23 protein-coding genes are annotated in these 20,733 nt (G+C 40.7%); 5 read left to right on the top strand and 18 right to left on the bottom strand.

Going from position 1 to position 20,733, the window contains the following annotated elements:
- Window positions 1–32: 32 nt before the first annotated feature.
- Window positions 33–572, bottom strand: a complete 540-nt coding sequence (locus L8106_RS10335; protein WP_198012924.1) for a hypothetical protein — start codon at window positions 570–572, stop codon at window positions 33–35.
- Window positions 573–1,429: 857 nt separating this feature from the next.
- On the opposite strand from L8106_RS10335, the gene L8106_RS10330 reads away from it, so the two are divergent.
- Together L8106_RS10330 and L8106_RS10325 are read left to right on the top strand one after the other, a co-directional pair.
- Window positions 1,430–2,383, top strand: a complete 954-nt coding sequence (locus L8106_RS10330; protein ID WP_009784225.1) for a DUF1517 domain-containing protein — start codon at window positions 1,430–1,432, stop codon at window positions 2,381–2,383.
- Window positions 2,384–2,517: 134 nt separating this feature from the next.
- On the top strand, window positions 2,518–3,954 hold the full coding sequence (locus L8106_RS10325; protein WP_009784224.1) for a mechanosensitive ion channel domain-containing protein: 1,437 nt from the start codon (window positions 2,518–2,520) through the stop codon (window positions 3,952–3,954).
- Between the two features lie 59 nt (window positions 3,955–4,013).
- On the opposite strand, the gene glmU is transcribed toward L8106_RS10325, so the two are convergent.
- Window positions 4,014–5,417 carry a bifunctional UDP-N-acetylglucosamine diphosphorylase/glucosamine-1-phosphate N-acetyltransferase GlmU gene (gene glmU / locus L8106_RS10320; protein WP_009784223.1) on the bottom strand — a complete coding sequence of 468 codons (1,404 nt, stop codon included), beginning with the start codon at window positions 5,415–5,417 and terminating at the stop codon, window positions 4,014–4,016.
- Between the two features lie 197 nt (window positions 5,418–5,614).
- Between glmU and L8106_RS33590 the strand changes: the two genes are divergently transcribed.
- From L8106_RS33590 to L8106_RS32925, 3 genes are read left to right on the top strand one after another with little or no spacing between them, the layout of a single operon-like run.
- Window positions 5,615–6,355, top strand: a complete 741-nt coding sequence (locus tag L8106_RS33590) for a transposase (RefSeq protein ID WP_009784222.1) — start codon at window positions 5,615–5,617, stop codon at window positions 6,353–6,355.
- The gene (locus L8106_RS32930; protein ID WP_232228461.1) at window positions 6,285–6,629 is read left to right on the top strand and encodes an IS200/IS605 family accessory protein TnpB-related protein; all 345 of its coding nucleotides are present in this window, start codon (window positions 6,285–6,287) and stop codon (window positions 6,627–6,629) included. Before L8106_RS33590 ends, L8106_RS32930 begins: the two co-directional genes overlap by 71 nt.
- Window positions 6,517–6,822 carry a hypothetical protein gene (locus L8106_RS32925; RefSeq protein WP_198012928.1) on the top strand — a complete coding sequence of 102 codons (306 nt, stop codon included), beginning with the start codon at window positions 6,517–6,519 and terminating at the stop codon, window positions 6,820–6,822. Before L8106_RS32930 ends, L8106_RS32925 begins: the two co-directional genes overlap by 113 nt.
- Before the next feature lie 397 nt (window positions 6,823–7,219).
- On the opposite strand, the gene L8106_RS10310 is transcribed toward L8106_RS32925, so the two are convergent.
- From L8106_RS10310 to cysE, 16 genes are all read right to left on the bottom strand, one after another.
- Complete coding sequence (locus L8106_RS10310; protein ID WP_009784219.1) at window positions 7,220–7,450, bottom strand: hypothetical protein; 231 nt, start codon at window positions 7,448–7,450, stop codon at window positions 7,220–7,222.
- A gap of 4 nt (window positions 7,451–7,454) precedes the next feature.
- Complete coding sequence (locus tag L8106_RS32920; RefSeq protein WP_198012922.1) at window positions 7,455–7,883, bottom strand: hypothetical protein; 429 nt, start codon at window positions 7,881–7,883, stop codon at window positions 7,455–7,457.
- Between the two features lie 213 nt (window positions 7,884–8,096).
- The gene (locus L8106_RS10305; RefSeq protein WP_009784217.1) at window positions 8,097–8,819 is read right to left on the bottom strand and encodes a class I SAM-dependent methyltransferase; all 723 of its coding nucleotides are present in this window, start codon (window positions 8,817–8,819) and stop codon (window positions 8,097–8,099) included.
- A gap of 11 nt (window positions 8,820–8,830) precedes the next feature.
- Window positions 8,831–9,997, bottom strand: coding sequence for a pyridoxal phosphate-dependent aminotransferase (locus tag L8106_RS10300; RefSeq protein ID WP_009784216.1), 1,167 nt, complete (start codon window positions 9,995–9,997; stop codon window positions 8,831–8,833).
- Between the two features lie 208 nt (window positions 9,998–10,205).
- On the bottom strand, window positions 10,206–11,582 hold the full coding sequence (locus L8106_RS10295; RefSeq protein ID WP_009784215.1) for a methyltransferase domain-containing protein: 1,377 nt from the start codon (window positions 11,580–11,582) through the stop codon (window positions 10,206–10,208).
- A 199-nt stretch (window positions 11,583–11,781) separates the two neighbouring features.
- Complete coding sequence (locus tag L8106_RS10290) at window positions 11,782–12,672, bottom strand: tRNA (5-methylaminomethyl-2-thiouridine)(34)-methyltransferase MnmD (protein WP_009784214.1); 891 nt, start codon at window positions 12,670–12,672, stop codon at window positions 11,782–11,784.
- A gap of 102 nt (window positions 12,673–12,774) precedes the next feature.
- Window positions 12,775–12,951, bottom strand: a complete 177-nt coding sequence (locus L8106_RS32090) for a hypothetical protein (RefSeq protein ID WP_009784213.1) — start codon at window positions 12,949–12,951, stop codon at window positions 12,775–12,777.
- Window positions 12,952–13,105: 154 nt separating this feature from the next.
- Window positions 13,106–14,071 carry a cysteine synthase A gene (gene cysK, locus L8106_RS10285; protein ID WP_009784212.1) on the bottom strand — a complete coding sequence of 322 codons (966 nt, stop codon included), beginning with the start codon at window positions 14,069–14,071 and terminating at the stop codon, window positions 13,106–13,108.
- 151 nt (window positions 14,072–14,222) lie between these two features.
- Entirely contained in the window at window positions 14,223–14,516 is a 294-nt protein-coding gene (gene fdxB / locus L8106_RS10280) for a ferredoxin III, nif-specific (protein WP_009784211.1), read from the bottom strand.
- A gap of 168 nt (window positions 14,517–14,684) precedes the next feature.
- On the bottom strand, window positions 14,685–15,098 hold the full coding sequence (locus tag L8106_RS29530) for a hypothetical protein (RefSeq protein WP_009784210.1): 414 nt from the start codon (window positions 15,096–15,098) through the stop codon (window positions 14,685–14,687).
- 647 nt (window positions 15,099–15,745) lie between these two features.
- Entirely contained in the window at window positions 15,746–15,937 is a 192-nt protein-coding gene (gene nifT, locus L8106_RS10270) for a putative nitrogen fixation protein NifT (protein WP_009784209.1), read from the bottom strand.
- 169 nt (window positions 15,938–16,106) lie between these two features.
- Window positions 16,107–16,373 (bottom strand): nitrogen fixation protein NifZ, encoded by a 267-nt coding sequence (locus tag L8106_RS10265; RefSeq protein ID WP_009784208.1) that lies wholly within the window; start codon window positions 16,371–16,373, stop codon window positions 16,107–16,109.
- On the bottom strand, window positions 16,360–17,493 hold the full coding sequence (nifV, locus tag L8106_RS10260; protein ID WP_009784207.1) for a homocitrate synthase: 1,134 nt from the start codon (window positions 17,491–17,493) through the stop codon (window positions 16,360–16,362). Before nifV ends, L8106_RS10265 begins: the two co-directional genes overlap by 14 nt.
- Window positions 17,494–17,808: 315 nt before the next feature.
- Entirely contained in the window at window positions 17,809–18,021 is a 213-nt protein-coding gene (locus L8106_RS10255) for a DUF2949 domain-containing protein (RefSeq protein ID WP_009784206.1), read from the bottom strand.
- Window positions 18,022–18,869: 848 nt separating this feature from the next.
- Complete coding sequence (locus L8106_RS10250) at window positions 18,870–19,169, bottom strand: Asr1405/Asl0597 family protein (protein WP_009784205.1); 300 nt, start codon at window positions 19,167–19,169, stop codon at window positions 18,870–18,872.
- Window positions 19,170–19,230: 61 nt separating this feature from the next.
- Window positions 19,231–19,959, bottom strand: a complete 729-nt coding sequence (gene cysE / locus L8106_RS10245; RefSeq protein WP_009784204.1) for a serine O-acetyltransferase — start codon at window positions 19,957–19,959, stop codon at window positions 19,231–19,233.
- Window positions 19,960–20,733 lie beyond the last annotated feature (774 nt).

Genomic DNA, 20,733 nt, shown 5'->3' with positions numbered 1-20,733 from the left:
AGCTATTATTGATTATTGTGACATTTTTTTTATTATTTCGCTTGACAATCCCGCAACCATAACCGAATGGCTTCGGCGATCGCACTTTTGCTGGTTTCACCGGGGAGAGAATAAAACCCATATCGAGGATAAGAACTCGACTTGGAAAACATCTTTTCTAATTCCCAACCCGACGCGCTTTTTCGCAAGAATAACCAATGATATTTTTGAAATCTAATGATTTTATTGGTATCATATTGTCGTTCCCAAGTTTTGAGATAAACAAGATAAGTTTCATCGGGATAATCTAGATTAACATTAAAGGGTAAAGGTTCAAGTTTATCTAACTGTCCAGCGATTAAAACAGAGGCATCTCGTTCAAATTCCCGACTGTTACTCCGACGTTCAATCACACGATTGGTATAACTGGGTAAATCCGGTAACATTTGATCAACTAAAGTCTGTAACTCAATCGGACAAGTTTGTTGATTGACATAATTTGGACGAATAATTGTTCGAGAAACGGTTAACGCATTCAGGGAAAGATGAGTTAAAATATTAATCAGAATAGGAACCAAAAAAGCAGATCGCAAAAGTTTGATTCTAATCGGATCAGATTTGATCAATCTTTGTATAACTCTCAAAAAATTAATCCTCTTGTTGATAACAGGTTCGCAGTATGTCTTTATACGTTACAATGCCAATCAAGAGAATATCCAGTCAAGGTGTATCAGGATTAATCGTAATAGGACGATGACTCACAACCTCTTTCAGCAATGTCTCTGAATTGACCGAAAAAATTGGGATACAAGCCCCGTCCGTGATTGACGGCTTTATGCTAAACTTTCTTTTGTGGAAAGGGTAATCAACCACACTAAAAACCCAGTCGCCGAAAAGGCAGCGCACCTTGACGCACTGAAGTTATGGGGTTCCGTATAGGAAAGCTTGTACGGGTAAAAGCTTCAAGCAACAAGTACAGAGAAACCAAGATTTTAGGTTTTGAACTGTAGGGTAGGGCATACCCAAACAGGCTGATGAAATGGAGCAAAACGCTTGAGGAGAGTCCATCTCTGGTATAGATAGGTCGCCCTATTTGTATTAAGTGGACTCGCTGAACCAAGAATCCCCGCCGTTTACGGCGTGGGAGTGTCAAAAAACTGTTTTCACCGGGTTAACCCCAAAGACCCACTGATCTGAACCGTTGAGCCTTCTCCTCCCAAAGCTCACCCCGAACCCAATGTCACGCTCCCCACAATCAGCTTAATTCCAGACTTAATGATTTTTGTCTACTCGCTTATGATAATTGTTTAGCAATACTGGTGGTGAATTTCATCAAGATTGCGGAAATCCCCCCATCAGTCGGTTCAAGAGAGTACCCGAGAAGCGTTACAGTATTAGGTAAGGTTGGTTATCCCCTTCCGGTTAACCAGAAGTTAAAATTGAAAACTCTATGAAGAACGAAAAACAGCATTCTCGAATTAAATCGATTTTGAAATCCTTAGTTGCTTTTGGGATAGTTTTTACACTCATCTTCTCACAGGCTGATTTTGCACTCGCCGCCCGCAGTGGTGGACGTATTGGTGGAGGTTCCTTTAGAACACCTCGAACCTATGCTCCTGGCCCAAGTAGAGCGCCGGGTGGTTATGGTGGCGGTGGCTTTGGTTTCCCCTTCCTGATTCCCTTCTTTGGGTTTGGGGGCGGTTTTGGTGGATTATTTAGCATCTTCATCTTCATTGCGATCGCCAACTTCCTCGTTAGAAGCTTCCAGTCTGCTACATCAGGAGACGAACAAACAGGCGGTTACGGACGTCAGGGGGTGTCTGTCGCGCGTGTACAGGTGGGTTTATTGGCTGAGGGTCGTAGCTTACAAGACGACTTAGATCGCATCGCTGAAGCGGCGGATACAGGTTCAGCAGAAGGTCGCGCCCAAGTGTTACAAGAAGCCACCTTAGCCCTGTTGCGTCATCCCGAATATTGGGCTTATGGGGCGGCTGAAACTACCCAAACCGGAATGGAGTCGGCTGAGGCTCAATTTAATCAGTGGGCGATCGCAGAACGCAGTAAGTTCACTGAAGAAACGCTTTCTAATTATAATAACCAACTTTCCGGTACCAGCGCTCCGGCGATTAAATCGGCTGAGACAGGTAATGGTGAAATTGTTTCCCAAGAAGATCAAGCGCCAGGAGAATATATTGTCGTTACATTGGTTGTCGGAACGGTGGGTAAGTTAGAATTACCGAAAGTAAATAGCACCCAAGATTTGCGTCAAGCCGTGAGTCGTTTGGGTTCTGTTGGTGGGGAACAACTGTTAGCGATCGAAGTATTATGGACTCCCCAAGCCAAAGGAGACACAATCTCTACTGATGATATGTTGGCGAATTATCCCAATTTAGCACTGGTTTAATTGCTTGTTTAATTAACCGTAAGTTGGGTTAGGCTTAATAGAAGTTATCCCTGAAATAATTATAAATTGTAGGCTGGGTTAGTGCAGAGTTAACCCGGCTTTGATTATATTTTAACTTCTTGGTGCTGAAAAATATGCTATTTGCAAACATTGGGGAATTGGCTGTTAACTTTTCTTTTTTGAGTGAACCTTTATTCAAAATTGGGAATAAACCGATATCAAGTTTAGCTGTTATTAACTTAACGATTTCACTGCTTATAGCAATTCTGATTTCTCGACTATTCAAGCAATTTTTGAAGCGACAAGTTTTAATTAAATTTAAAATAGACGCGAGTAACCGAGAAATCATCTCAACTATTCTGGGTTATGGTATTGGGGTTTTAGGTTGTGTTTTAGTATTACAAGCCAATGGAATTGATCTCGGTTCTTTGACTATTTTAGCAGGTGGTTTAGGGATTGGGATAGGGTTTGGGTTACAAGATATTACCAAAAACTTTGTCAGTGGCTTAACGATTTTACTTGAACGGAAAGTTAAAGTTGGAGATTTTATTGAACTCGATGGAATGATTGGATATGTGAAAGAAATATCAATTCGTTCTACTATCATTGAAACTTTTGATCAATTTGATGTCGTTGTTCCCAATAGTCAATTGGTTGAAAATCGTTTGGTTAATATGAGTTTAGAGAATTTCCGAGGACGGATCAAAATTCCAATTGGTGTTGCTTATGGAACTGATCCGGTGATTGTAACTGAAATATTGTTAGACTGTGCTTACATGGAATCAACGGTTTTACATGAACCCTCACCGAAGGTTAAATTTATGGGATTTGGTGAGAATTCTTTAGACTTTGAACTTTGGGTTTATGTCAATAAAATTGATACTCGAATTTCCGTTAAAAGTTCGATTCTCTACATTATAGAATATCAATTTCGTAAACACGGGATTTCTATTCCCTTCCCTCAACGAGATTTATGGGTTAAAAATTCAGAAACATTATCTCTACCTCAAAACCTTTCCACCCCTTCTCAATTATCTTCAGAAGAACCCCCTCAGCCGATCTTTTTAAAAGATATTTTAAAAAAGGTTTGTTATTTTAAAACCTGTAATGACTTCCATCTTCGACAATTAATAGAACTCGGATATCGTAAACAGTTTCAAGCTTCAGAATTCATCCTTCGAGAAGGAGAAACTGGAGAAAGATTTTACATTATCCTGTCGGGTTCTGTCGAAGCTTATCTCGAAAAGGTTGATCGACAAATTGATGTTCTCAATACTCATAACTTTTTTGGAGAATTTTCTCTAATGTTAGGAGTTCCTCAACCTGCTAGCATTCGTTCCTTAGAAGAAACAACATTATTTATTATTCCCAAACACAACTTTCAAACCTTTATCAAAGACAAACCCGATTTAGTTCATCGACTAGCAGAAGAACTCGCCAAACGTCAAGAAATAGTTGCCACTTGTCAGATAAAATTAAAAGAATTAGGATTAATAGAAGAATCAGAAAATAATCAAAATCCTGTCGTTTGGATTCGGAAACGTATTCAAAAAATCTTTGATCGTTGCTAATATTTTATTCAGGATTTGATCAGACTATTGGGGCGCAAAATATGCACCCCTCGAATATTTTATTCAGCTTTCGGTTGTTCTTTTTTTTGAGAGTTCATCCGCCAACCCGGTTTTACAACTTGACGTTCACGAGCGATGACTAAACTATCATCAGGAACATCTTCTGTTACCGTTGAACCCGCCGCAACCGTAACATCTTCTCCCAAAGTAATCGGTGCAACAAGAACACTATTTGAACCCGTTTTTGTGCGATCGCCAATATTGGTTTTATGCTTATTTACCCCATCATAATTCGCGGTAATTGTTCCCGCACCAATATTAACTTTATTGCCAACTGTTGCATCTCCCAAGTAGGATAAATGAGAGACATTTGTGCGATCGCCGAGTTGAGTTTTCTTCAATTCTACAAAATTACCAATTCGGCAATTTTCCCCAACTTCTGCATGACCTCGCAAATGAGCATAAGGGCCGATTCGAGTTCCATCTGCAACAATACTATCAGAAACAACCGAAAACAAAACCGTCACATTTTTACCAATTTGACTATTTTCAACCAAACTCCCTGGCCCAATTCTACTCCCAGTTTTAATCGTCGTATTTCCCCGTAGATGAGTTTGAGGTTCAATCACAACATCCGGTTCTAATTTTACAGTATCATCAATTGTAATACTCGCCGGATCAAGTAAAGTTACCCCCTCCGCCATCCATTCATCTTTCACCCATTCTTGCAAGACTTGATAAGCCGTTGCCAGATGTTTGCGGTTATTAATTCCGAGAATTTCTCGAAAATCTTCCACATCCACCGCCATCACAGGTTTGAGGAAATAAACCGCATCCGTCAGATAATATTCCTGTTGATCATTATCTGCTTTCAGTTGGGGAAGCACCTTTTCTAGTTGCGGCCAATTAAAACAATAAATCCCCGCATTAATACGAGAATTTTGGCGTTGAGCATTGGTACAGTCTCGTTCCTCTACAATTTGACTAACGATATTGTTACTGTCACAAAATACTCGTCCGTAGCCTTTCGGGTTTGGTAAATGAGCAGTTAAAATTGTCGCTGCATTACCTTGTTCTTGGTGAATTTTAACCAATTCTTCCAACGTGTGAGGACGCAATAACGGAACATCCCCATTTAATACTAATAAATCACCCGAAAACCCTTTTAAATGCGGAAGTAATTGTTGAACAGCATGACCCGTTCCCAATTGTTCCGTTTGTTCGATAAACTCAAGAGGAGAATCTGGTGCTTGATTTTCACGATTTTGGTTTTCGAGTAAAGACTCTTGGACTAAATCACCACGATAACCCACAATAACCAGTCGTCGAGAAGGTTGAACTCGCACACAACTATCGAGAACTCGTTGGACAAGTGTGCGATCGCCGAGTTGGTGTAACACCTTGGGGAGATCAGATTTCATGCGGGTTCCCCGTCCTGCCGCTAAAATTGCTACTGCTACCATTAAAAAAAATTGCGGTTTCAGTTGTTCAAGTGATTGACTTGATTGCTCAAGCCTTTCAACTATGATTTCATAAGATCAGCTCAATATTCATCTAGATTTCGGCAGGAGACCCACGCCAGAAGTCTGAGTTGGCGATGGGAGGAATGCCGCGACCTATAAAGTTTACAAAAACCCCGTGCATGAGATATTGTAGGGGTATGACGCAAGCAATAACGGTCAAATGCAAGTTGATAGTCCCACCAGACTTGACTCAATCGGTCAATGAAACTTTGGTGGGATTTTCCGATGCTTGTAACCAAATATTGCTCGAGGCAAAAGAACAGAACTGTTGGAACACAACCAAGCTGCATCACCTGACCTACAAACCAGTCAGAGAGGCGACGGGGCTGAAAGCTAACCACGTTTGTCAAGCAATTAGAAGGGTTGTTAATCAGAGAAAAACCACCAAACAAATTCACAAGTTTCGACCAACAAGTATCTCTCTTGACGCAAGAACATTCAAATATATTGAGTCCTTGCAAAAAGTTGGAGTCACACTTAAGTCGGGACGGGTCAATTTTCAACTCAAAATTGGTGGCTATCAAATCGCATTGCTTAGAGGTCAACTCCCCACAAGTGCCACGCTTTCTAAAAGTAGGAATGGCAACTATTACATCAATATAGTAGTTCAAGTTCCCATTCAACCCAAAGGGAAAACTCCGAAAGTGTTGGGTGTCGATTTGGGGCTGAGAGATATTGCAACTACTTCTACAGGAAAAACCTGGAACGGAAACAAACTTCGAGCAACTCGAAATAAATTTGTCCGCGTCCGTGCTTCGATTCAATCCAAACGCACTAAGTCCGCAAAACGCTTGCTTAGAAGGCTCTCTGGTCAAGAATCGAGGTTTCGGGCATTGGGTCAATCACAACATCAGCAAACAGCTTGTACAAGAGGCTGAACAACTTAACTCGGCAATTGCCTTTGAAGACTTGTCGGGTATTCGACTGAGGACGAAAGTTAGGAAGAAAACCCGAACAGAAATCAATAGATGGGCTTTTTTTCAGTTGAGATTGTTCACAGAATATAAAGCTCGTATTGCTGGAATTAGTGTGATTTTGGTTGAGCCGAGATCTACCTCTCAAACCTGTTCGAGATGTCACCACATCCATCCGTTGCCGGGAAAATCTTACCGAAAGGGAAAGGTTTTTAAGTGTGGCTTTTGTGGCGCGTGAGCATGATGCTGATGTTAATGGGGCATTAAATATCGCTCAACTTGCGGAATTTTGGCAATTTCTGTCTAGCCAAAGTTTTCAAGATGGGGCTGTCGTAAATCCGCCTGAAATCTCGACCTATTCCTGTCAGCTAGAGGGACAGCTTTTGTTGTTCCCCGATGGGATTGGGTTAGGGATAAAGCCCATGCCATAAGTGTTTACACGTTGGCGTTGGGTAGTTTACTAAAACTCACCAGAAGTCAGGATAAGAGAAGTTCAGAAGTTGGGTTTGTTGTTGCCCTTCAGCAGATGATAGCGATCAGGTCGCGTACCGTTACGCTGGTTGCGGGTTCCTGTACAAAAATTTATACGTTACAAAACAGTACGGTTTATTTTTGTCTGATGACTGACCAGATAATTTTTAGAAGTAAGCCCAATAAACTACTTTTTTTTCAGACAGGTTATCAAGCCATAGCTCTTATCCAATGTACTTTTTAGCTTCTCTGTACCCCGTCAGGAAAAAAATGCTAGAACAATAGAGAGTTGAAATTTATGGCAATAGCCTTTGGGGTCGGTTAGTCTGAACTCCAGTTAATCCTTGTTGAAGAATGTTAGAACCTTTTAAGAATAGAATTCCAGTTTTTCGATCCATTGTAACCGTATATATCTTGATAGTGGGTATCAATTAAATACTCATGTTCATGCTTCAGCAACCAATTCCTCAAATCGGACATTTTTTGCCGTCCTTTGGCATTTTCTTCTTTATCGCTCCAATTATCGCTCCAATAATCCCACATAAATTGGCTAGTATCTTCTACAATTAAATAATCTCCACTTGTCATACCATTATTGTGAAAATACTCTACGACTCCAATAACATTTACATGGGCATCTTCGATAATTAGCCAAGGATATCGTAGAATGGATGGGAATTCCCATCGCCTCTTCGGTAATACCAAGGTGTTTTAAAATCTCTTTTTGCCCTTGAGCCGTTGCCCCCCCATGACTTCCCATTGAGGGAATAATAAAAGGTTTGGCGCCCATTTTTTTGAGTTCAGTAGCAACGGTTTTCACCACGGTAATAATATCTGTAATCCCCCGACTACCAACCAGTAATCCAACAGTTGCACCAGGTTTGATCCGAGATTTTACCTGAATGGCTTCTAGTTCCTCCACAATCTTCTGTTGGACATTCTCTAGCCTAGATGAATCGAAATTATGCCGAATTCTCAGCAGCTTCGGATAATTAATTGGCGGGTAGTTGATTAGAGGCATTATCAGAAATTCCAAATTAAGCAAACGAGTTCAATGGCTTGGATGATTGGTTCCACCTCACATTTTGCACCAGTCTCAATAAGACGATTTTATGTCTGGTGGGCAATAGTTATAAACCTTCAAACCTTTATATTATCGTTGGTTATTTTTGCCCACCCTACGGTAACTGACAACGGTGTCAGATATCAGTTCCACCCAATTGATAACGAAGCCTCAGATTTTTTGACAAATTAAGACTCTCCTCCAAGAACTATTTTCATCAAACGGATTTCCAAATAGATCGCCATAGGTTTCTTTGATTTCAAATCCCGTTTTTTGGAGAGCCTCTACCAATAAATTCGGAGAATAAAGAAATTCGTCACAGGTAATCTCATCTTTTTGAAACCCGGCTCCAGTTTTGCGGAAAACAAACCAATACTCTCGCCAATACTTTTCCGCTTTTAAACTTTGAATCACGACAATAATTGAGTGATCCTCATTACTGTGGACTTCCTGGGTGCTATCGCTATTCCTAATTTCCACTGGATGATTAGGTAATTCGAGGAAGAATAATCCTCCGGGTTTTAATTGTTCATAGCTACGCTGTAAACACTGATTAATCTCCTCATGGTTTTGCAGCAGCACCAAGGTTGAACTTAAAATCAGAATAGCATCAAAAGTTTTTTGGAGATGGTACGATCGCATATCTCCTTGATGCAGCTTCAACTCCGGTTCTTTCTTCTGAGTTACCTTGATCATCTCTGGACTAATTTCTAGCCCTTCGATACTCAACCCCTGTTGCTTTAAAGGAATGGTAAATAAACCCGATCCACAGCCCAGTTCTAAAATTTCCTGTGCTTGATATTTACGTAAAATATCAACAACAAAAGGAACTTTTTTGTGGACATCGGTATAAACCAAGTCATAAGCCTCATTGATGCTATCGTAGACAGCCATTACTATTCCTCCTAGCTGGTAAAATAATCACGCAAACGATCAATTCCTTCGTTGTATCGGTCATTACAGAAACTCAACCTTAAACAATTGGGAATACCAAAATCTGTACCCGGTACTGTGGCGACATGAACTTTTCTGGCAATATCTACTGCGAGTTCTTTAGAATCTTCCATGCCTTTTTCTTTGACCCAGCGATCGCAATCTAAGACAATATAAAATCCGCCTTCTGCTTTGATGGGATCACATCCTGTGTCTTCTAGCTGAGTATAAGAGTATTCGGCACGAGATTTATAGATTCTTGTCAGTTCTTTCGGTGCTTCTAAATCTTGTAATGCGGCGATCGCACCATATTGATTAACAGGATCATGAGTTAGGAGGGTATGTTGTTGTACAATCCGCATAGGCATGATCAAACTATCAGGTAAGATGGCATATCCTACCCGTTTGGTGTACATCCGAAATCCCTTAGAAAAAGCATTGGTTACAATATTGACATCCCGGAATTCATCCAGATAAGACAAGGGCGATTCATATTCTGTATAAAATAGAGTGTTGTTGTAAATTTCGTCATTGATAATAAATGAACGCCCAGCAACAATCTGATTTATTTCTATAATTTCATCCTTAGTTAAGACATTTCCTAATGGATTTCCTGGGTTGTTTAATACCACAACCGCTGTTTTATCTGGATCATAAGCTGATCTGAAAGAATCAAAATTAATCTGATTTTTTTGATAATCAATCTCATAGTAAGATATCTTTGCACCTGCTAAAATTCCACTCAGTGAATAGAGGCAATAATAAGGCTTAGGCAGCAAGATTTCCTGCCCCGGTTGACAGAGAATTTGAAACAGATTCCGAAAAATAGAACTGGTTCCAACATTAACAATCACATTCTCAGCTTGCGTACTAATGTGATATTGCTGATTATAATAATCTGCGATTGCTTGCCTTAATTCGGGTATCCCTTGGGGATAAACTCGGTGAGTTTTTTGATAGTCAAAGATGGTATCTGCAAAAACTTGAAGAACTTTTTCAGGAATTTCTAACTCTGAAATTCCAATCGTTAATTTGATGACATCTTTATTGCCTGCTTGCAGTTCATCCGCAATCTCATCTAACACAAACATCTGAAATTCTAATTCTGAGACTGGAAGCTCTTTGATATGTTTTACCATGTCTACAGTTTGATCATTATTTCTTCAGTTTTACAAGGACACACTACCATACTTTGACTTTAGAAAAAATATTTTTTACAAAAATTTACATTATAATTAAAGTTTAAATTTCACTAGATAAAAATCAAAATTAGCTCTCCCGATATAGAGATATCAAAAAGTAAATTTGATATATAATTTGTGATTAACTACGAGAGAGCCGACAATATTAATTCTTTTGATAAGCCATAATATAAAAAGGCGCACCTTCAAACATATACTCTTGTTGCTCAATTAAACGCCAGGGTAGTTGTTTAAATGCTTCTTGCATGGGTTGATTCGATAATCGCACAGTTAGAATAAAAATTCCGTCTTTTTTTAACAATGGTAAAAGGTGGTATAAACCAGTGGGACTCGCGTGACCATAAGTAAACACGCCAATGGCTAAAATTGCATCAAAAGACTCTACATTCAAACAGACAATTTTTTCTTCTAAATTTACCTGATGCAATGCTGTATAGACTTGCTTTTCTTGAGCAATTTTTAACATTTTTGATGAGATATCAATCGCCGTCACATTTTTGTATCCTTTCTGTTGTAATGCCTCACCTACTATTCCTGTTCCTGCTCCCGCATCCAGAATAGAAATGTGATAATTGGGTTGTAATTTTTCTAAAATATTAGCTGCATTGTTCGGCATAATTTCCCAAGATTGACGGAGTTCGGCTTCATATAGACTTGACCAAGCATCATATCTTTTCTGAATTTGATCGGTGTCTTTATCCTCGTGAATCCAGGAGAGGCGATCTCTGACTTTTTCACATTGATAAAAATACCATTCCATTTCATCATTTGATATAGCGGCAGATATTTTTTGATAAGCTGAACTCAACTCGGGATATTTGTCTACAGCCATTTGAGACAACAAATCATAACTTTTTTTGAGATGTTCACTGAACTCTACAGTTTCAAACACCATTAAACCTAACTGATTGAAAAACTGCGGATATGATTTTGAGCTAAAGTTAGAATGAAATCCAATTAAATTTTCCATGAAATCACGATTTGAATCACTCATTGCTGTATTTTTTTTGACCCAATCATCTAAGATTAAATTTCCATTGTCTTGTAGAACACGACAAACTTCCTGTAATGCTTTTTCTTTTTCCCGAATCCGATAAAACGTTGCCGAACTCAAAACATGAGTAAAGGAATTATCGGGAAACGGAAGTTCTGTGACTGAGGCTTGATGAAAAGACAGGTTATCCTGATCTTGAACAGTTATTGGCGTTGAAGGAGTAGAATAATCGCTGAGATCTACACTCACAACCTTACATTTTATTTGTTCAGCCAACCCAATTGCTGTATTGTGATGATTAAAACTGATCACCAATACTTTGGAATTAACATCAATACCACTTTTTTCGAGAAGATAATGATTCCATCGCTGACAAGCTGTCAGAAAATCCTTTGTATCAGCAGTTGCTAAGTTGTCAAAATAACCCCAGCGAATCATTCCTCCTTCGCTTCCAAAACCATTATAGAGGCGTTCTTCTTGACTATAAAATGCTGTTCTGTCTGCTGCTGTAAATTGAGATTGTGTCATTTTTGTGTTCCTAAGAAGTATTGGTTCAAGTTACTATTAGTCTAGGGTGTAACTTTAACAAAAATCAAGACCAAATGACACCTAAACTTGCTGGTAGTAATGTATAGTTAATGAGGATCTCCCATACTTGTGGTGATAACGTCAGATGATTATCTAGCCTGATCAAGGTTTTTAGCCTTCGTCATTCCGAAAAAATGTATTAGTTAATACTGTTTTCGTCAAGCATTGGGAGAGTCCGTTTCTTCCACTGAGAGGTCGGTTCTAAGGTCGAAGACTGTTGTTCTTGTTGACGACGTTGTATAATACTCTCAGCGTTATCGTTTAGACTCAGATCTCGATAGGGAACAGCAGCGCGAGTTTGTAGATGTTCGAGTTCGGATGTCGATAACGAAGGTAACGCAGCAGAGGAAAACCCCGCAATGGTTCCGGGTGTGCGTCGTCCGACGGGAGAAGTTGAACCAATGGTTAATCCTGCGGCGAGTAAGGCGCTTCTCACCGTAGCTGAACAGGAGTAGGTGGCTAAATTCCCATCCGGTTTAAGACATTGGGCGACAAGGCTTAAAAACTCCACCGTCCACAGTTGCGGACAAACCGGGGGTGAAAATGGATCGAGAAAAACAGCGTCGGCTTTGAACCCAGAAGATTGAACTTGTTGCAGCGTGGTTCGTGCATCTCCCAGTAACAGTTTAGCGTTTAAGCGATCGCTTTGGAAAGAATGAGTTGTCGCCAATTGCGCTAATATTTCTACAATTTCCGCCGGATAACTCTCTAAAACGTGATGGGCGATAGAACTTTTCGGCACTGTTTCATCGAGTTCTAAAGCCATTAATTCGACCTGACAATCCGGGTTAGTTTCCCAAATTGCTGTTAGTGCCGCAGCACTATTATAACCCAAACCATAGCAAATATCAAGTAAAAATAAGGGAGAATGTTGAGCGCGTTGACGAAGATTTAACGGTTCAACAAATTTTAATTCTGCTTCTTGTTTCGCCCCAAACTGACTATGAAAAGACTCACCAAACTCTGTCGAATAGAACGTGTAAGAACCATCTGCGGTGTGTTGAGGTGTGAACTGTTCTTGTTTCTCCATTCAATAGTTACCAGTTTTGTCGGGGCAGGTTCTGAACAAAGATATAGCAATCACCGCATGAGTTGTCAACTACATTGCCCCCAAACCCCCAAAATTGGGGGCTTAAATTGATAGATTTCTCACAAACCTGTCATTAATCGCCTGACTCATCCCAATCACAGAATTAATCTGTTTCGCTATTTCTTGGGCTTGATATTCAGAATGGCAAGCATTCAGCAGCACACATTCCACCTGTTCAGAAAACAATTGAAAAAGTCCGGTGATCGCTTGCGTATCCACCAACTTTTAATATTACTCGATTTGTACAAAATTAATCTTAGCCCCCAGAATTGGGGGTTTGGGGGCAATGTTACTTGATTTGTAAAAAGTTAATTGAGATTACCCCCCAGAATTGGGGGCGGGGGCGCAGAATTGGGGGGGAAAGGGGGCAATATTAACTAATTAATACGGGTTCTTTTTGTTCTTCCAAATCTTGGAACATCGGCGTGCTGAGATACCGTTCCCCAAAACTCGGTTGAATCATCACAATCAGTTTACCTTCATTTTCAGGACGTTGAGCCACTTTAATCGCCGCAGCCAAAGCCGCACCTGTCGAAATTCCTGATAAAATCCCTTCTTCTCGGGCTAAACGACGACCATAATTCATCGCTTCATCATCAGTAATTTGAACGACTTCATCAATTAAATCAACGTTTAAAACTTCAGGAATAAAACCAGCGCCAATCCCTTGAATTTTGTGGGGGCCAGGATTTCCACCGGATAAAATCGGGCTATTTGTCGGTTCAACAGCGATCACTTGAAAAGCCGGTTTGTATTGCTTAATCACATCAGCAATCCCTGTAATCGTACCACCCGTTCCGACACCTGCGATTAAAAAATCAATCCGTCCGTCTGTATCTTCCCAAATTTCTTTTGCAGTGGTTTGGCGGTGAATTTCCGGGTTAGCGGGGTTGCTAAACTGTTGTAGCATATAAGCATTCGTCACCCTTTCCGTCAATTCTTGGGCTTTTTGAATTGCCCCTTTCATCCCTTGTGAACCGGGAGTCAATTCTAACTCGGCGCCATAAGCACGCAACATCGAACGACGCTCTACACTCATGGTATCCGGCATGGTGAGAATCAGGCGATATCCCTTCGCTGCGGCAGCCATAGCCAGCGCAATACCAGTATTTCCAGAAGTTGGTTCAACCAATACCGTATGACCGGGAATAATCAAACCTTCTCGTTCTGCGGCGTTAATCATATTCACGCCAATCCGATCTTTAACGGAAGCGGCGGGATTCATCCCCTCTAATTTTACCAAAATTTGAGCCACACAGCCTTGAGATTGGGGAATCGAATTGAGTTGAACAAGGGGAGTTCGACCCACCAATTCAGTAATATTATGAGCAACGCGCATAGTTATAACTCCAGGTGCTAAAAAGTTAACAGTCTGCACAATCTAGATTCAACATTGATTGTGCAGAGAAAACAGTGAACGGTGATAAGCTTTATAGTTACCATTATGACTTAACCGCTCACTGTTCACTGATAACTATTAGGATATTGTCCTACACGGCAACTGTGGCATGACTGTAGCATTTCTTAGGACAAATCCGTGAGCAAGCCTGACAACCTACACAATTTTCAGGGTTGTCAATATTCATTACTTTGCGTTCGACTTCATCTTCATCTTCATCGACAACTTCGCCATCTTCGTTGAGGGCAATTAATCCCAAAACGTTGAAACCACAAACTTTGAAGCATCGACCACAACCCAAACAATTTTCTTGATCAAGGGACTCAACAAATTTGGGTTCCCAAGTTTTACCGCTTTTAGTTACACTGGTTAATGTAGCAACCATGATGGGTGTTCTCCTACTAAGGTTGTCAGTAAAATATCTGTACAGGTCTTGTCTCATTCCCACGAATATCTGTTTTAGGCGAACTACGCTCGCTAATACAAGATCTTCAATGAAGTGAGAGTTTCGCTTTCATGTCGTTGTCGTCGAATATAACAGTTCATCGCTTAATCACGAGCAATTTCGATTCACAGAAAGTTCATCAACTCGTACTTCCAAAGGATTTCCCCGGTTAGAGGGAGAAAATACACGAACTTTATTAATTGCAAACGGTTTCAACGCCCCGGCGTATCTCATCACTTTCTCAAAAACGATTAAGTTTGAGCTTAAATCCGGACATTGAATCGCCAATGTATTCGTGTCAGCGATCTGGTTAACATTCCACTCGCATTGAGCGAATAATGTTGCCACTAAGCTATTTTCCTCAGACAGTACGGTGCTGTTTTCTTGTAAATTGGATTGACGAACAGAAGCCGCATAAATCTGTTGACGACAGGCGTTTTCCAATTGCTGATGGGCTAACCCTTCAGATTTAGAATGGTCAGAAATTTGTCGAGAATCGAGATCAACGCTAAAGTAATTCATGGTTTCTCAGTTTTAGGAATATTTGGGAAAGTTCATAAGGGAAGCTTGAGAACTCACCGAGGATAGAAAGAGAGAGTTAGGAAAAAATAAACGTTGAAATCAATTCAAATGAATTCAATTGATGCACCCGTTAAACCGTTGATTGACTCCCTCTCGCCAAAGTCTTGACCCCCTTATGGGTTCCACATTCCTAAACCCAAGTTCTTTAGCCAATGTTCACGAAAACAGCAGTGCCATTGCTGGCGAAAAGCTGATTATTAGGAACGTGCAGCACTTCTGGAGGTTAATCACAGAATTGTTGAAAAGGCGACATCGGTTGTCATAATGTTAGAGACTTTTGGCATTACTCCAACTCGTTGAAAACTCAATCAGAAATTAAAATCTACATGAGTTCCTAGCCTTCTTTTGATGACAGCCCCGCATAACTTCCTCTCAATGATTCAGTTATGGGATTTTTCCCTGATACCCAAAGAATGATCTTCTCTAAGCAGGGATTCTGAAGTCTTCTAAACCCGGAGGTTTTTCATCAACCTTCAGCAACACTTGTACAACGTTTAAATCACACAAATGGAGCCTGTCAAATGCTCAAATCTTTAGTCAGAAGTCAATCAGAAGTCTGAAGTTCAAAATTGCTTCTTGATCTTCTATTACAGTTTTTTTGCTTCTGCTGTGAGTGGTAAATCAAAGGGTTCTTCTAATTTCGGAAATATTAATTCCCAACCATTAGCCAGTACGAAAATCTTTCCTTGTTCACCGATTTTTTCTTCAACTACGTCTTCTTCTAAATCTTTTTTAGGAACGTAAGCTGAGAGTTGTCCGGCTGCATTTTTGCGTAACATTACTTTCACAGTAAAACCTCCTTTACTTATTGTGTTCTCGTAGGTGACAGTCTTCCTAAACTGATCTGAATTTCAGATCAATCTAGCCATTTCAACCGACCACCTACAAACTGAAATCGAAGATTGTGAAATCTAAATCGTAGAGCCGACCCAATCTTCAATCAAAACTTTAATCGACAGGATCTAATTCTTTTGCCCGACATCCAACTATAACATTTTTATCAAGAAAATGTACAGCATAGATGTAATAAGCTTGCAAATAAGTGCCGATACTAATAACATAACCTTCATCGCCTTTTTTGACTAGATTTTCTCCGATTTCTTTACCCGGAAAAGTACCATCATTGCGAATCATTTTACGAACTCTAACCTTTTGTTCAAGCTCGTATTTCGGCGAGTCATTAATTTCAACAGCATCAACTCTAGCTAATCCCATGAGCTATTCTCCTTTGAGGTACTAAATTTAACAATTCTTCCACAGTTAAACTGCGCTTAAACTGAACAGAAAAATTACGCACAGCTTCTAAAACCGTAGCTATTTCTTCTGTCGTTAACGTAATGCCGTTTTGTTGGAGTACAGTCGAAATCAAATGTCGTCCCGAATGTTTACCCACAACCAAACGACGTTCCCAACCCACCTCCTCTGGGGCAAAAGGTTCATAAGTGTTAGGATTTTTTAAAATCCCGTGAGCATGAATCCCCGCTTCATGAGCAAAAGCATTTTCACCCACAATGGCTTTCCAAGGCGGAACCGGACAACCCGAAGCCTGAGCCACAAAGCCCGATAGTTCCCGCAAACGACGAGTATTAATGCCCAGATTCAGGCCATACATTTGCTTAAGAGCCATCACGACTTCTTCGAGAGCCGCATTTCCAGCCCGTTCTCCCAAGCCATTAACCGTCGTATTCACCGAAGTCGCACCCGCTTGCAAACCTGCCAAGGCATTCGCCGTCGCTAACCCAAAATCATTGTGAGTGTGCATCTCCACCGGAATAGACAATTGACTCACTAAATGGGCAACTTTTTGACTGGTTTTCATCGGGTCAAGAATACCCACCGTATCGCAAAAGCGAAAACGACTCGCTCCCCAACTTTCAATCGACAAAACCACATCGGTTAGAAACGATTCATCAGCGCGAGAGGAATCTTCCCCCCCAACCGCGACATACAAGCCTTGGTCAACGGCAAATTCCACCGCATCTCGAAGTCGTTGTAAAACCGCCTGATAATTTCCCTGAAACTTAGCTGCAATCTGAATCTCAGAAACCGGGATAGAAATGTGAACTCGTTTAAGACCACAAGCGATAGAGGCTTCAATGTCAGAACGTACCGCTCGGTTCCAGCCAATGAGTGAAGTCCGCAAGTCAAGATTAGCAATCGCGGAAATAGCTCGGGCTTCTTCAGCGCCCATTGCTGGGATACCAACCTCTAATTCATGAATCCCAATCGCATCCATGAAAGATGCCAAAGCGACTTTTTCATCGACAGTGAACGCAACTCCGGCGGCTTGTTCACCATCCCGTAAGGTTGTATCATTAATTTGAATTTCATTCATGGCTAGACTTCCCCACAATTGAGAAACAGATTTGGCATAATGCTCACGCACGTTGCACGGTTAAAACCGGCAGCTATTTCAATCAGTACCCTGGTATTTTGGAGTTGATTTCAGGTTTGATTTGACTATCTCTCCAAAATAAGGGACTATTAACACAGGGATATAGGAGTTCGGGATTGAGGATAGACAGTCAGCGCGAATCTGTTAGTTTTAGGCATAGCGTTTAGTTAAGGCCTCGTTTTCTGTTTATTTCCGAGTTACCTTGTCCCTTTCTTGATGAACGTTCCTTGCGGTTTTCTACTGTTGCGGGTTTGTTCATGAGAAATCAAACTGGGGCTTGTTTTTGAGCCAATCAAAGATGGTTTGTAGTTGAGAGATTGAGATAAATCCATATTGCCAAAGCAACATCGGCAAAGGATCAGTTGAATGCTTTCTGCGTTGGATGGCGACTTTTAACTCGTCGTGAGAAATTGCCAGTTCATCTTGCAAAAATCGACAGAATTCCGTGAAATTAGAATTGTATTCCATGACAGCACTTCAGGTGAGGTTTGATGTGGTGATTTTGGGAATCAAGAAAAATTGAATAATTCTACAGAATTAAGTCTTGAGGTAACTTGTTCTGGTGAATTTTCTTTTCTTCCCTGCTGAATCACGCTGATTCAGTTATGACCAAAACCAGGCTATCTGAAGGCTTGAGATTATCAAGATGAAACTTGCTCTTGGGGATAGTGTAGCGAAGGTATATCAGATCGACGTAGATGTTCCAGCAATTGAATGAATTGAGAATTAAATTTTTTCTTTTCCCGACCGTTCTATTTAAGAACAGATGTAGAGAATTTAATTCTACTGTACCTTCTAACTTCAGAGATTAGTTTTGATTGAGAAGATCAAAACCCAGAAGTTGAGCAAGAGCAATATTCAATCCTCCGCCCAAGGATACGATGAGATTTCGTGAGCAACCACTGCGTAGGTGATTGATTCCTTGACTCGGGAATATAAAGATAGCCTGTCTAAGACTTTTCCTTTCGTGTAACACTTGTCCGTTGACTTTGGTAGTGAAACCCTTAAGGTATGAGAGTAGAAAAATTGATCCAAAGAATTGAATTCAGACTGTTGAGAATGGATGGGGCTACAACGGTGTCACAATTGTAGCGGGTTGCTCTAAACTCATAACTCTCTAGACGTTGACAAGCTGAGTTGAGAGCGATACAAGATTGAGTTTCCCAGAGAAAGAAGCAGTATTCGATTAATTGAAAAAGAGGGAAATCAGACTAGAGACTCTAGGTTCAGATTGAAGTCTCAAACAATGAATGATCATTCCTGATGGATAATTCCGCATTGTCAATTTAACTGAGCCTCTTTTTCAATTTTCGGTCTTAACGTTCCAATTCTCCATGAAACTCGTAATTTTGAACTCCTTGAGGAGAAATATCCATTTCCCAACAGCGTTCTAACCAATCTACTAATTGTGGCCGAGACGCCATAAACTGTTGGATGACACTTCGTAACAAAATAGCGTGATTACTGTGCTGAATTTCAACCCATAGGAGTCCATCTTCAGGACACCAACAGGGAATCATCAACTCTTGTAAGCGATGATAAACAATCCAGCGATCGCCCTGTAAAACCGTAACCGGACTAATGACAGCACCAGAAGGAGATAGTTGTTTAAACATGGTATGAAGCTTATTCAGAAAGTTTAGGACGCATTCGATCAAATTCTGGAGACAAGAGCAATTAATTGCGAATTCCAACTTCGTAGTTGCGAATTTGTTGGACTTGTTGTTCCAATTGCTCAATGCGATCAACTAATGTCCGAATCAGCTTGGCTTCCACATCTGGAAGTTTGCCATGTTCTAGGGGACAACCGCGACCCGAACGAGAAATAACACGACCAGGGATACCAACTACAGTGCAATCATCCGGGACATCATTGAGAACGATAGAACCCGCTCCCACACGGACATGATTACCAATGGTGATATTGCCCAATACTTTTGCTCCAGCTCCCACCACGACATTATTACCTAAAGTCGGATGGCGCTTACCGCTTTCTTTTCCGGTGCCTCCAAGCGTTGCATTTTGATAGATTAAACAATAATCACCGATGATTGCTGTCTCACCGACTACAACTCCCATGCCATGATCAATAAAGACTCCTTTACCAATCGTTGCACCCGGATGAATTTCAATTCCAGTGAAAAACCGTCCCAGGTGAGACATAAAGCGAGGTAGGAAGGGAAGATGACGATGATACATCCAGTGAGAGATCCGGTGTATCGCCAAAGCGTGTAAACCCGGATAGCAGCAAAGCACCTCTAACCAATTGCGAGCCGCCGGATCTCGCTCAAAAACAATCTGGAAATCATTCCAAAGTGCTTTTAATCCCTCAACTAGAGTTACAGAAGTACAAGATTGTGAACCTTTGACTTCTGAGACTGGCGGGGTAGGGGGACAAAAACCCACAGGAGGACTTGATGAAGTCTTCTCTGGCTGGTTTGTCTCCCGTCTTCGACGTTCTCTGAGAGTGATGGGCTGTAGCATCAGATTCCGTGAGTCAATTAGAACAGGTCTCGTTTCTACTGCTTATACCAAGTGGCTCACTCTCTACCAGTATGCACTAAGCCAGTTAGATTTATTTGATTAGTTAAAGGTGTACTCAGATTCTTGAAAGGAAGAATACATCGGGCTTTTAACTCTCTAAAAATTTCTTTTTGGGGCGGGGGACTGATATTTTTGCAGAGGGGTTTGGGTATTTATGGGTAGGGGAACGAGTATTTTCAGCCTCACCCTTAAGTATATACTAAATCAGTGTTTGAAGGGTATTTTGAGGGTAAGTTTTGACCCGATCAAAGGTGAACTCAAATATTTAAGATATACTTACAGATGAAGTCGTTGATAGGTCTAGCTTTCCAGTGTTTTAAGCGGTAATATTTTGAGGGCATAGACACATATATCAAACCCCCTAATTAAAAAAATGTTAACTTAGATACAGAATTGAATTCCGTGACAGCACTGGGGGAGCTTGAGAGGCTGACTCCAGTTTTTTTTAGGGGAATGAGTACAAAATAAACCGGGGTATATTTACAGGAAATAATCGCATCAAATCCTGATGAATAAAAGCATAGAGGGTGAGTACAAAAATACCCTGCACTAGAGTGAAAAAGACTAGAACCCAACCTAAAAAAGACTAGAACCCCACCCGACAAAAAAAATTTAACCCCGACTCTCTCTAGGTTT

Source organism: Lyngbya sp. PCC 8106, from assembly GCF_000169095.1.
Classification (GTDB): Bacteria; Cyanobacteriota; Cyanobacteriia; order Cyanobacteriales; family Microcoleaceae; genus Capilliphycus.
The sequence above is the reverse complement of the archived record's forward strand: the minus strand, read 5'-3'. Positions and strand labels throughout refer to the sequence as shown.